We start from the raw sequence: 13754 nt of genomic DNA on the forward strand, positions 1-13754 counted from the left end.
GGTGGGGATAATGGAATCTAACATTGAGTTAATGCCCAAACTGGTTTATGCTTTTTAGCGCCTCAACTTATACCTTTGTACTTATATCCCTTGTAAGGAAAACACATGTTTGAACGTATCGATTACTATGCCGGCGACCCAATCTTAGGATTGATGGACAAATTTGCAGCCGATAACAACCCAGATAAAGTCAATTTGGGTGTCGGTGTCTATTATGACGAAGATGGCAAAATGCCAGTACTTGAGTGTGTAAAAACCGCTGAACAACGTATTGCTGACCCTATCTCGCCGCGTCCGTACTTACCAATGGCAGGTTTACCAGGACATCGCAAAGGCTGTCAAGAATTGCTGTTTGGTAAAGACGCTCAGATTTTACAAGATGGCTTAGTGGCTACTATCGCGACCATCGGTGGCTCTGGTGCACTAAAAGTCGGCGCAGAATTCATCCACGAATGGTTCCCGCAGTCTAAGTGTTACGTGAGCGACCCTACATGGGGCAATCACATTGCTATTTTTGAAGGGTCTGACGTCGAAGTCGGTAAATACCCGTACTACGATACTGCTACTGGTGGCATCAAATTTTATGAGATGATCGCGTTTTTTGAGACATTGAATAAAGATGATGTTCTGCTGCTTCATCCTTGTTGTCATAACCCAACGGGCGTTGATTTGACTCGTGAGCAATGGGATCAAGTCCTAAACGTCATTCAAGCGCGCGAGCTGATTCCGTTTATGGACATCGCTTATCAAGGCTTTGGCGAAGATATGGACAGCGATGCTTACGCCATTCGTAAAGCCGTCGATATGGGTCTGCCATTGTTTGTCAGCAACTCATTCTCTAAAAACTTATCGCTATATGGCGAGCGTGTCGGCGGTCTATCAGTCGTGTGCCCAACGGTAGATGAAACTGATCGCGTCTTTGGTCAGCTGAACTCTACGGTACGTCGTATCTACTCAAGCCCGCCATCACATGGTGGTCGCGTGGTTGATATCGTTATGAACGACGAAGCGCTACATGAGCAATGGGTTGGCGAAGTATATGCGATGCGTGACCGTATCAAATCTATGCGTACCAAACTCAAATCAGTATTAGAAGAAAAAATCCCAGGTCGTAGCTTTGATTACTTGACTGCACAAAACGGTATGTTTAGCTTTACAGGTCTGACGCCTGAACAAGTTGCACAACTACAAAGCAAGTATGGTATCTATATGGTATCGAACTCACGTATGTGTGTTGCCGGCTTAAACAGTACCAATATCGACTATGTTGCCAATGCGATGGTTGACGTTTTAAAAGATTAATTCCCTAATCGCTTTTATTAAAATATAAACAAAGGCTAAGTATCATTACTTAGCCTTTTTTCATGCGTTGGATTTCGTAGTGGTGATATTTTTAGCAAAAAAGGCAAATATAGTCAAAACGCTACGGTACTGCTGGTACAAATTTTTTGCAGCCTCTGTCTGCATGGGCACAGCAAGCAAGAAAAATTGATACCAGCAGTACCTAATGTATCGATATGACTTTTCACTGACTATAGCTTTTAGTCTCGGTCAAAACTCAATCAATTTATAGGACGAGCACATAAAAAAACTTGCAATCGATTACGCTATAAATTACATTATACGTAAGTAGTTAATTATAACGTAATTTAATATTCGCTTTAGCAAGGAGCCGATCATGTCAACGATTGACAAAAACCTCTCATCTTTCCTAGATATCGCAACCGATTCTGACTTCTCTATTCATAATCTGCCTTATGGCATTTTTAGTGACAGCATCGACGGCAAACGTCGCATTGGTATCGCTATCGGCGAGCAAGTGTTAGATCTATCGGTACTTGAAGCTGAAGGGCTATTAAGTTTAGACGGTGGTCCATATTTTGATCAAAACACGTTAAATGCATTTATTGATTCTGGTCGAGACAATTGGAGCAAAGCGCGTAAAACGATTCAAACGCTACTCTCTAGTGATTGTGATACTTTACGTGACAACGCCGATTTGCAGCAAAAAGCCCTATTTCAACAATCAGATGTCACGATGCATCTGCCGGTTCAAGTGCCCGGCTTTACTGATTTCTATTCGTCTAAAGAGCACGCAACCAACGTCGGTACTATGTTCCGTGACCCAAGTAACGCCTTACTGCCTAACTGGACTGAGATGCCAGTAGGCTATAACGGACGCGCCAGCACCGTCATCGTCAGTGGTACAGATGTGATACGTCCATCGGGTCAGCTAAAACCCAATGCCGATGACCGCCCTATTTTCTCACCTTGTAAGCGTCTGGACTTTGAGCTTGAAACGGCGTTTGTCGTTGGCAAAGGTAATAATATTGGTCAACCAATTGCCGTAGATAATGCTATTGATCATATTTTCGGTATGGTTTTGCTAAACGATTGGTCAGCTCGTGACATTCAAAAATGGGAATATGTGCCGTTGGGTCCATTTAACGCCAAAACTTTTGCCTCTGAAGTGTCTCCTTGGATTGTGACGATGGAAGCCTTAGCACCGTTCAAGATGCCATGCCCAACGCAAGAACCAAAGCCGCTTGCTTATCTGAACGAAAAAGACAGCAATAATAGCTATGACATTCATTTGTCAGTAGAACTATTGCCTGAAAATGCTGAAGAAGCAACGGTGGTTTGCGAAACCAATTTTAAATATATGTACTGGTCAATGGCGCAGCAGTTGACTCACCATACTATTACTGGCTGTAAAGTAGAAGTGGGCGATATGATGGGTTCAGGGACTATCTCAGGACCGACGCCTGATTCTTATGGCTCAATGTTAGAGATTGCGTGGAATGCGACCAAACCAGTGACCCTACAAGGCGGCGAGACACGCAGCTTTATCGAAGATGGTGATACGGTCATTATGAAAGGCTATAGCGAAAAAGACGGTATTCGTGTTGGCTTTGGTGAAGTACGCGGCAAAGTATTGCCTGCCCTTACCTTCGATTTTGACAAATAGTACTTATTTGTTGACCTGTATATAGTAAACGTTTATGTATAAAAAGGCGTGCAAACGATAGAGTTACGCTGTTAATAATGATTTATATTCATAATTATTAACAGCCAACCGATTAATACAAATTGTACGCCCTATCAAAAGGAGTTTGATATGAGTTTTAAAATTGAAAAAATCCATCATGTGGCCTATCGCTGCAAAGACGCTAAAGAAACCGTGGAATGGTATAAAAAATATCTGAATATGGATTTCATCCTAGCATTCGCTGAGGATCATGTACCTTCGACCAAAGCCTTTGACCCTTATATGCATGTGTTTCTAGATGCGGGCAATGGCAATGTATTGGCATTTTTTGAAGTGCCTAATCAGCCTGAAATGGGCTTTGACCCTAATACGCCAAGCTGGGTACAACATCTAGCGATGAAGGTAAAAGACCGTGATGCCTTAATGGCAGCTAAAAAGCATTTGGAAGAAAACGGCATTGACGTGATCGGTGTGACGAATCATGGTATCTTCCATTCTATCTATTTCTTCGATCCAAATGGACATCGTATGGAGCTTACTTACGATGATATTACCTCAGAAGAAAAAGTTTCGATGATTACTGAAGATATGAAATATGAGATGCTGGATGAATGGTCACGTACCAAACGTGCGCCCGCTCATACTCAGTTTCTACATGCAGAGGAGCTGGCTGAAGCACGAGAAGTCGCGCCTGCCGGTGAGTAATATTTTTTAGCGTTTAGATTATTCTTTATAAAATAGCTAAGATAATTTTTAGCTATTTTACGAGCTACACTATTTGATAGCGCTGTGCAATTGCTAATATTTGCTCGACCACATTATGCTGCTCACTCATGGGCAACTGCTCTGTGGTACCAATGATAGTAATGGCATACTCCAAAGACAAACTTTCAACAGATAGTTTGTCTTTATCATATAGATTCGCAGTGGTTGATAGCTGCGGTATGATAACGGGAATAGTAATCGCATTAATCCCCATTAACATATCACCAGTAACAGTCGCATAGCCTTGGGTACGAACTTTCGCTCGCAACTGGTTAAAGTACTGCCATTTCTCCGTTATTGCTTGCTCTTGCTTCGCCTGCCATTCTGCGATGACCAAGGGTTTGATAATGGTATCTGGCTGATAGCTTGCGAACAAATGGCCTGTAGCCGACGTGGTCAAGGGCATACGCGATCCGATACGAGTAATAATACTAATAGCGCTATCTGGTTCAACAGATTGAATGATAATAGGACCTTCGCTAAACCATTTAGCGATTTGTACACCGCAATTAAGCGTGTCTTTGATCTCATTAGCAATATGCGTCAGACGATCCAAGATATTATTTTGATTAAACCCACTATGACCTACTGCTCCTAGCGCGCCCATTGCATGAACTCTATCACCAAGTCCATAGCGTCCATCACTCAGCTGGCGAGCATAGTTTTTACGGATAAGACTGACCAAATAACGGTGGCACTTTGCTGGATGCATTTGCATGGCTTGTGCAATATCCTTTAGCATCATCGACTCGTTACAATCGATGAGCACGTCTAATATCGACAGCCCAATCTCAAGCGATTGTACGCCGCCTTGGTTTTTATTCATCGTAGGAAGATTTTCTATCAGGTTTTCAGCTGCTGGCATGGTTTACTCTGTGAATGATTAACTGAATGCGTTATCAATACAATATTAGAAAATTGAAATAAAGACTTAATGTCATAATAGGTATCTTTTACTCTTTAAGACATTAGTAAGCTCAGTAATTATAACCCTTTATCTTACTCACAACACAGCATAATAAAAGGAATGCCCTATGATGACACTTTATGGCTACTTTCGCAGTAGTACCTCTTACCGTACACGTATCGCAATGAATTTAAAGCAGTTAGATTACGATTACATTGCGGTTAATTTAGCAAAAGATGAGCAATTAGAAGCCGTCTTTCAATCTATTAACCCTCAAGGCTTGGTACCCGTCGTACAAGTAAATGATTTATGGTTGTATCAAAGTCCTGCTATTTTGGAGTGGTTAGAAGAGGTCTATCCTGAGCATCCTCTGTTGCCCAAAGACGCAGCAGGTCGCATGCAAGTAAGAGCTTTGAGCGCTATGATTGGCTGTGATATCCATCCGCTAAATAACCGACGTGTTTTGCAGTATCTGCGTAATGAGCTGTCAGTAGATGAAGATCAAGTCATGGCTTGGTGCCATCGCTGGATGAGTGAAGGTTTCGACGCTCTCGAAAAACGCTTGGCACAAGACAAAACACGCGGTAAATTCTGCTATGGCAACAGCCCTACTTTTGCAGATTGTTATCTGATTCCGCAGGTCTCTTCTGCCGAACGCTTCAAGGTAGATCTCAGTGCTTATCCAAATATCGTTGCGATCGATGCCCACTGTCGAACATTAAAGGCTTTTGCCGACGCTGACCCTATGGTGCAGCTTGATGCACCAAATGCTTGATATAAGCTGCAAAAAAGCCTCCTAAATCGGAGGCTTTTTTCTGAAAATATAGTGGTGCTATTGCCATTTATACTCTCTAACTTAAAGTATGGAAAGTAGGCTATTCAAATATTCATATCAGATTGTGTTGCAGCCACTGTTTTTACGGGTACTGCGAACAGCCAAGCCGTACCACAATTACAGTAAAAACAGCCATCTTTAAATTCGACAATATAAGCGGTAAAATCGTTACCACAATGATCCATCATCGCTTGTTCATCACTGTCATCATCGACTGCGCACCATATTTGTTTGTCACCTCGTGCAAGCAATGCGCGTGTTAAATCGCTTCCTCTCAACTCATTATTCATACCCAGCTCCTTAACTTCTCTCACCATAGTTTGAGCTATTCGTCATGAAATATAGGGTTTTCTATACTGATATTTATTAATGATCTTTATCGTTGCTAAAGCGATGAGCTTGATATAAGCGATGCAAGTCCATTTGCTACTCATCTGTACCCATCAAACATTATGCCTATATTTAACGATGATTTACCTTTCCTGCTCTATTCTATAAACGCTTTGTATCCTAGCTATCTTATTGTAACGCTATGCAAGCAAAAGTGTAACAACCAGATATAGTATTTCCGATGAATGGTCAAGATATGAATATGAACGGTCAGTACAATTAAAAACACTACTAAGTGGCATGCATATTTATCAGATTTGGCACCTTACAATCTAATAGTTCTTTGAGTATTATCGATTACATGAACGATGATGATGCACTATCGATATTAAATTTTTAGAATAGTTTTCAGTAGTTAAAAACCTTAATGAAAATCTTGTTTTTTATCAATCTATGTAACACTTCTCACTTTTTGAGTGAGTATTAGAGACCAAAATCAGTGCGAAAAATCAGGTAAAATAGTTTTATGACAATACATGTTACAACAACAAACACTAAACCTGACGTTAGCCAATCTAACCTTCGCAAAATCATTCATATCGATATGGATGCTTTTTATGCCAGTGTAGAACAGCGCGATTTCCCTGAGCTGCGTGGCAAGCCATTGGTGGTTGGCGGCGATCCCAATGGTCGCGGCGTGGTTGCGGCAGCAAGCTATGAAGTTCGTAAGTATGGCGTACGCTCCGCGATGTCATGTTATGAAGCCAGAAAGCGCTGTCCTGACGTAATATTTGTACCGCCGCGCTTTGATGTTTACCGTGCGGTTAGTGTTGAGATACGTCGTATCATGCACAGTCTGACCCCACATGTTGAGCCGTTATCATTAGATGAAGCCTATTTGGATGTTACTGGGTTGTCTGTTCATCAAGGCTCAGCCACATTAATGGCAAATTGGTTACGAGCGCAGATTTTAGAACAAACGGGTCTAAACGCCTCTGCCGGTGTCTCATTTAATAAAATGCTGGCGAAAATTGCCTCTGATATTAATAAACCTAATGGCACAGCGGTCATCACGCCAGCGGATGCTGATGCCTTTATCAGCGCTTTGCCTATTGAACGCTTCCACGGTATTGGTAAGGCAACGGCCAAACGCCTGCATGCAATGGGTGTTAGTAACGGCGCTGACCTTCGGCGTACGCCAGCTGCCATACTAGTCAATGAGTTCGGTAAGCGTGGACAGTTTTATCATGATATCGCTCATGGACGTGATGAGCGTGCGGTCAAGTCTGAGCGTACACACAAATCGGTGGGCTCTGAGACTACGTTTAGAGACAATTTAACGGATGATAATGAACTAAAAATACAAATCTATGAACAAAATGCCGATGCCTTTAGTCAGCTGCACAAAAAACAGCTTATTGCCTATACTATTACTCTAAAGGTCAAATACTCAGATTTTACTCAAGTCACGCGCTCGCATACCTTATCGACGGCATTTGATAGCGCAGAATCCGCTCACTTTTGGTTAGATAAGCTATTTTTGGACATTCCGCGTACTCTTCCTATTCGATTGGTTGGTGTGACATTTTCCTCACTGACATCTGCAACGCAAGTCACGCCACAATTAAATTTATTTGAATGATTTTTCGCCTGAATTCTTTAGAGAGTTTTCCTAAATAAATATCTCGATTTTTTACTTAGGCTATTTTATTTATATTCAGAGGTAAATAAAAAAGTACTGCTTAGTAAAACATTCTTTCATATCCTCATTTCTGCTACAATTGCTCTCAAAACTCCCACCTATCGAAAGACTTTCTTATGACTGATTCTGAACCTCAAACCTTAAATAATAACTCTGAAATTACTGCCAGTCATAATGACGATATTTTAGAGTATCTAAGTGTTGATGATTATAATTATGAACTGCCAGACCAGCTGATTGCCCGTTATCCATTGGCACAGCGCTCCGCGTCAAAGCTACTTTATTTGCCTGCTAACAATGTTAGTCGTCAGGTTGAAGTTGAAGATAAGCTATTTTCTGAGTTGCCAGAATTGCTTAATGCAGGCGACTTGATTGTTTTTAACGATACCAAGGTAATGAAAGCGCGCTTATTTGGTCAAAAAGATACCGGTGGAAAGATTGAAGTATTAATAGAGCGTTTAGTCTCTCTATCGGATTTAAATAGCGCGGATCTAGACGCAATAACGTCAAATTCTGACATCATAGACATGAAGGTTATTGCAAAAAAGCATATCGCTCTTTGTCATGTTAAAGCCAGTAAAGCGTTGAAGCTTGGACAAGGTCTTGTACTTGCTGATGGTCATATGACTGGTGTCATGATTGGACGCCAAGAGAACTTATTTATCTTGGCTTTTGATACGCCCATTCTGCCTGATTTAGAGCGTTATGGTGAGCTGCCTATTCCACCCTATTTCGAACGCCTTGCCGATGCGACCGACAATACTCGCTATCAGACTGTTTTTCATGACCCTGCTAAGCTTGCCAGCGTCGCTGCCCCGACAGCAAGCTTACATTTTGACGATATTGTATTAGAAAAGCTGGCGGCAAAAGGTATTCAAACCGCTTTTGTTACACTGCATGTCGGCGCAGGTACTTTTGCTCCGGTAAAAACAGAGAACCTGCTGAATCATACGATGCATAGCGAATATGCACACCTGCCTCAAGCCACTGCCGACCTTATCAATCAAACCCATGCCAATGGCAAGCAAGTGATTGCTATCGGGACTACTGTCACACGTGTCCTTGAAACGGCCTACCAACAAACTGCAGTCGATGGACAGCCACTCTCTGGCTGGGCAGGTGATACAGAGATTTTTATATATCCCGGTTTTAAGTTCGGCGTCGTAGATAAGCTACTGACCAATTTTCACTTACCAAAGTCTACATTGCTGATGCTAGTGTCCGCGTTTGCCACAAAAAAATCTATCGAAGAAGCTTATCAACATGCCATCGAATCCGAGTATCGGTTTTTTAGTTATGGTGATGCCATGCTGCTTGATAAAAAAGTTGACTGATGTGTGTAAATATTAAACATACAATTGAACTATTGGTCACAACAGCAGTGGAATAAACTGGTAAACTAAACAGTATTTTGTTATAACAACACAGACAACTTTTACTCCAAAGGGCTGCATATGTCTTGTCATTTATCTTACCGCTTGACTAGCATACATCGCGCAGTATCGATGGCATTGTTTTATTCAATAAGTTATGCAGCCTTAGTATCTAGCGCCCAAGCAGCGACTATCGGCAAAACAGTTGTTATTTCAGCTCAGCACGAACCTTTAGTTGCCAGTATTATGGTCACTGATATTGAAAACACTGACTTTTCAGCCAGTTTGGCAAATTCTGCCATTTATCAGCAAATGGGTCTAACCCCAACTGATTCCATGATCGTACGCTTTCATCCGACTTCAGCTACAAGTGGTCAAGTTTTTATTACCACCACCAAGCCTATGTCCAAACCCTTTGCCGATGTGGTTCTAGCAATTAATGACGGCAATCAGCGTAATGTTATCCCAAAAACATTACTGATGCCGCTTAATGATAGCTTGCCGATTGCGACTTCTAAAAATATCGTAACAGGCGCAAAAAAGCCTAATTTACCCGTGGTTTCTACAACTAACGCGCAGCCATTGACGGTTAGAAATGGTGCACCGCCACCTTTATTATCATCTGGTTCATCGAAACCCACACTGAACGCTGCAACATTACCCGAGCGCAATGTTCAATCGCCGAATATACGAGTACCTGTTATTCAAACGCCAAGTATCCAAGCGTCAAGCTCACAAATACCAAGCCTTCAAGCAACAGCTATACCCTCTGGCTTACCAACAGCAGTTGCAACAACGACACAAAGCAATATCACAACCTATGCGCCTAGCCGTTTAGAAAACGGTCGATTAAATAATCCTATTGATATAAAAAACGATAGTGTCATGGCGGGCGCAAATAATGACAATAATACAGCTTTAACCGTTTCATCAAATAGTACGCTTTCTGCTACTAGCGAGATTGATAAACAGTTCGATATTTTAAATATACAAATTACTCGTCAGATACAGCCGAAGAGTCAAAACAATACAGATATGATGGTTGCTAGTCCTATGGCGCTCAAAACCCTGACGCCGAATGAAGCAGCTTTCACCAATAAAAATAAAGCTATTATCCCAAATGATAGTAATAATATGGTCGCTACAGCCCCACTCAACAATATTCCCCCTAACTCGAATGTTTGGCAGAAAGCAGTGACGCCTAAAACGTCGGCCGCAGCAAAAAACACTTCAAGCCAAGTATCAGATAAGTCAGCTAGTAGCGAGATCAATTATACCGTGCAGCGTAACGACAACTTGTGGGTGATTGCACAGCAAATCGCAGAGAAGAACAATATCGACGTTCAAACCGTTATGAAAGAAATTCAGACGCAAAATCCTGACGCTTTTATCAATAGAAACGCCAATCAATTAAAAGCAGATGCACAGTTGAGTTTACCTAATTATGATGCGCTACCTTCCCAGCAAAAACTTGAAGCTGCTATCAGTGCTCAAAGGCAATATAGAGGCGCCAATACACCTGTCGCAAAAAAACCAACTGCATCAAATCCTATGTCCAAAGGTGACAATACGCAAGCAACAAAACATACTGAAAAGCCGGCGACCACTAAGACTCAAATTTTACCAAAGGCGCAGTTTTCTGTCCTTGCTCCCGGTCATGAAGGCAGCGCAGATGGCACTAAAACCAAAGCAGGCATGGCAACAGGTAACGGACTTAGCATGGAAGTGTTAAGCCTGCTTAAATCATCAAGACAAAGTACCGCTTCACAAGCGCAGCAGTTATCAAAAACTAGTGGTACGCTTGAGAGCTATACTCGCAAATTACAATTACAAAATCAAAAACTGGCTGAGCTGCAAGCTCGTCTCAAAAAATTACGCAATCAATAACTGCCTAACAGATCAATGCAAGCAGCTCTGATCGTAGGCGTGGGAGTAACTATGGACAATATGCTATATATCATCGCCGGATTGGTGGTTATTTTACTCGTTGCGGTCTTGGTCATGCGCAAAAACAAAGCGCAAAAGCCATCAGAGCATTTGAGTACAAATACTGGCAAAATTGAGCCCTTATCGAAGCATGCTACTTCTAGAAGTACGCCTACTCAAACAGCTATCAATCATGAGAAAAAGTTTGATCATATTGAGATTGCTCAACGTTTTATGGACCAACAGCGCTATGATAAAGCGATTGAAACGCTCAATCGCGGCTTAAGCGAAAAGCCAAATGATAGCCAATTATCTCTCAAGCTCCTTGCGGTATATGCAACGATAGATGAGTCTGAGAATTTTAATAAAGTCTATGATGCTATCAAAGTAAATAATGATGACAAAAGTATCGCACAAGCTGATGAGTTAAAAGCTTTGCTGACTGAAGAAAAAAACCAAGTCGATAAGCGAGCATTGTCAGCAGATAATAGTCAAAGCGCTGAATTTGAAAAAAGTATATTAGCAAATAATAATCAAAACGCTGGATTTGAAAGTTTAGATTTTGATCTACCGACCAATAAAGCGAGCAGCAACAGTCCCATCCTTGATACTAATACGGTTCAAAATGTTGAATACAAAAATGACTTGTCAGAGGCTACTAATGAAACCTCAGTAGCTTCGAATGCTTTTGATGATAATAATTTCGATGATATTGAGCAAGCGTTTGATCTTAGTCTGAGTGATTTAGAAGATGGCACTAATAAACCTGTCCATACTAGTAATAACTCGGCATCTGTCACCACGCTTGATGTAGCAGATGAAGATATTTTTGCGCCTGCAACTGTGGTTATGGACACTGATAATAGTCCTAGTACTGACAACGATTTTGATTTTGATTTTGAATTATCTGAGCACAGTCTTGCATCTACAGAGGCTCCCACCGATGACGCTACCGATGACGCTACCGATGATAGTTTTAACAGCAGCTTAAATGAGCTATCATTAGAAGATGACTTTGTCTTAGAGTTAGACAGTGACGCCGATACCAATAACGTTATCAATAATGCGCCTGTCACAACAGAGACAACTTATTTAGATGATGACCATCTGACCTTATCTTTACACAGTGATGATGTGTCGAATGAGACGCCAGATCAAATAGAAATTCAGCATTCTATTGTCGAAGATAATTTTGAAGATTTTAGTTTCGAAGATATCAGTATTGAAGATGCAAATATTGAAGATGCAAGCGCTGAAGAAATAGATATCATAAAAAATGAGTCCGACGCTTCTAGCAGTGCCCCTACTACTCTGATGTTCGATGACGATACGGTAATAGACGATGATTTTGACTTTAATTCTTTATCTTTATCAGAGTCTACAACAGCAAGCACGCCAGTTGAAGTTGATAGCGAATATGCCAATACTCATCTCGACAATGCTATTGATATAGCTCCTGCAGCTGACACTAGCAGTACTGAAGATTTTTCGTCACGGTTCGCAGCAGATTTTGATTTTGTTAAATCCTTAGACAGCAATCAAGTCACACTAGATTTAGCAGGTCAATACGTGCAACTTGGCGAATACGATAGTGCCAAACGCTTACTCAATGAAGTCATTGCTAAAGGCAATAGTGAACAGCAGCAGCAAGCACAACGATTGCTTGATCGCACTGCTTGAAATGACTGGTGTGATAGCGAGTATTCTAGCCACTTAGAATACTCGCTGAATTTAGAATAATGGTGCTTTTTCTATCTCTTCTCTGGCAATGATTTCTCTTTCAATAATTCTGCTCTATCGTCTATGCAATTTAAAACCAATACAGTGCACCCATCTATGACAAATACAATCTCTGCACCTATCCAACTTATTTATGCTGGCGGCACTTTTGGGAGTTATGGTCGTCCATTAGCACCACTATCAGCAGAGGTTTTTTTGCCAACTTTGCAGCAACTACTGGCAGAATCGGATAATGCGCTTAATCTATCGCCCATTGCTTGGCTTCACAATACTCTGATTAAAGACAGCAGTCAGTTTACACCCAGTGATTTTGTGCATTTTTACCAGCTTTTACTGTCGGCATATCAACAAGGCAGTAGACGTTTTGCGTTAATTACGGGCACAGATACACTCAGTTATTTGGGAGCGTTCTTAGCAGAAGCCTTTGCAGGTAGCGATATTTGTATTGTCGTTACCGGTAGTATGCGTCCGCTGCTAGATAGTGAGGAACTGCACTCTTATAAAGTAGATGCACAGAGTGATGCTTGGAACAACCTTACTGACTCGTTAAAGCTAGCAAGTGCAGGTGAATCTGGGGTGAAGATTGCCTTCGGCGGCGAATCATGGCCAGCGCAAACGGTGCAAAAAATACATAGCCATGACTTTATGGCATTTACTGGTCACTCTAGAGCGGCTTATCCTGCCAATAGTTATGTCAAAAGCTTACCAGATACTCGTCGGCAGCACTGGCTTGATGACCAACAAGATATTAGTGCTGATATTGCAGTTCGTGCCGAGCACGCTTACGTTCATGCGTTGTACTGCTTGCCCAATGCAACCGACGCATTAAACCAACAGCTGCGCGCCTTATTATCACAGCCGCCTTGTGGCATTATTTTATTAGGCTATGGCGCTGGCAACGTCCCTTACTCAGTAGAGTTGGCAGAAGCCTTGCAACTGGCTTATGAAAAAGGTCATATGGTCGTATGCGCTAGCCAATCGCCGTTTGGTGGTGTGAGCGACACTTATGCTGCGGGCAGTTGGCAATACGATCATCAAGTGATTGCAGGTGGTCGTTTAACCATTCCAGCCATTTATTCACGCTTGCTATGGTTGTTACTGCGCCACGACAGCCCAGCACGGCGTCGACAACGCTGGTTAAATAACGTCCAGCAAACGGCCACCAGTATCAAAAAACGTTAAACTAT

At 41.8% G+C, this 13754-nt stretch carries 11 protein-coding genes; 9 read left to right on the top strand and 2 right to left on the bottom strand.

The window, feature by feature from the left end; genetic code table 11:
• Positions 1 to 105 precede the first annotated feature (105 nt).
• The 3 genes from FQ082_RS01575 (at position 106) to FQ082_RS01585 (ending at position 3694) form a co-directional block, all read left to right on the top strand.
• A complete protein-coding gene (locus FQ082_RS01575; protein ID WP_149491786.1) occupies positions 106 to 1302 on the top strand; it encodes an aromatic amino acid transaminase in 1197 nt (398 codons plus the stop codon).
• Between the two features lie 376 nt (positions 1303 to 1678).
• Positions 1679 to 2968, top strand: a complete 1290-nt coding sequence (gene fahA, locus FQ082_RS01580) for a fumarylacetoacetase (protein WP_149491787.1) — start codon at positions 1679 to 1681, stop codon at positions 2966 to 2968.
• A gap of 150 nt (positions 2969 to 3118) precedes the next feature.
• A complete protein-coding gene (locus tag FQ082_RS01585) occupies positions 3119 to 3694 on the top strand; it encodes a VOC family protein (RefSeq protein ID WP_149491788.1) in 576 nt (191 codons plus the stop codon).
• A 64-nt stretch (positions 3695 to 3758) separates the two neighbouring features.
• Here FQ082_RS01585 and FQ082_RS01590 read toward each other — a convergent pair whose 3' ends face one another.
• A complete protein-coding gene (locus FQ082_RS01590; protein ID WP_149491789.1) occupies positions 3759 to 4619 on the bottom strand; it encodes an IclR family transcriptional regulator in 861 nt (286 codons plus the stop codon).
• A 172-nt stretch (positions 4620 to 4791) separates the two neighbouring features.
• Here FQ082_RS01590 and maiA point away from each other — a divergent pair, with 172 nt between their 5' ends.
• Entirely contained in the window at positions 4792 to 5436 is a 645-nt protein-coding gene (maiA, locus tag FQ082_RS01595; RefSeq protein ID WP_223145336.1) for a maleylacetoacetate isomerase, read from the top strand.
• 104 nt (positions 5437 to 5540) lie between these two features.
• On the opposite strand, the gene FQ082_RS01600 is transcribed toward maiA, so the two are convergent.
• On the bottom strand, positions 5541 to 5786 hold the full coding sequence (locus FQ082_RS01600; protein WP_262498122.1) for a hypothetical protein: 246 nt from the start codon (positions 5784 to 5786) through the stop codon (positions 5541 to 5543).
• A 566-nt stretch (positions 5787 to 6352) separates the two neighbouring features.
• On the opposite strand from FQ082_RS01600, the gene dinB reads away from it, so the two are divergent.
• From dinB to FQ082_RS01625, 5 genes are all read left to right on the top strand, one after another.
• Entirely contained in the window at positions 6353 to 7468 is a 1116-nt protein-coding gene (gene dinB, locus FQ082_RS01605; RefSeq protein WP_149491792.1) for a DNA polymerase IV, read from the top strand.
• Between the two features lie 176 nt (positions 7469 to 7644).
• Entirely contained in the window at positions 7645 to 8862 is a 1218-nt protein-coding gene (gene queA / locus FQ082_RS01610) for a tRNA preQ1(34) S-adenosylmethionine ribosyltransferase-isomerase QueA (RefSeq protein ID WP_149491793.1), read from the top strand.
• A gap of 120 nt (positions 8863 to 8982) precedes the next feature.
• Positions 8983 to 10788: a FimV family protein gene (locus FQ082_RS01615; protein ID WP_149491794.1), complete on the top strand. Its 1806-nt coding sequence runs from the start codon at positions 8983 to 8985 to the stop codon at positions 10786 to 10788.
• A gap of 51 nt (positions 10789 to 10839) precedes the next feature.
• Positions 10840 to 12507 carry a FimV/HubP family polar landmark protein gene (locus FQ082_RS01620; protein WP_149491795.1) on the top strand — a complete coding sequence of 556 codons (1668 nt, stop codon included), beginning with the start codon at positions 10840 to 10842 and terminating at the stop codon, positions 12505 to 12507.
• Between the two features lie 156 nt (positions 12508 to 12663).
• A complete protein-coding gene (locus FQ082_RS01625) occupies positions 12664 to 13749 on the top strand; it encodes an asparaginase (RefSeq protein ID WP_149491796.1) in 1086 nt (361 codons plus the stop codon).
• The last annotated feature ends 5 nt before the right edge of the window (positions 13750 to 13754 follow it).

This window comes from Psychrobacter sp. ANT_H56B, assembly GCF_008369245.1.
GTDB lineage: Bacteria > Pseudomonadota > Gammaproteobacteria > Pseudomonadales > Moraxellaceae > Psychrobacter > Psychrobacter cryohalolentis.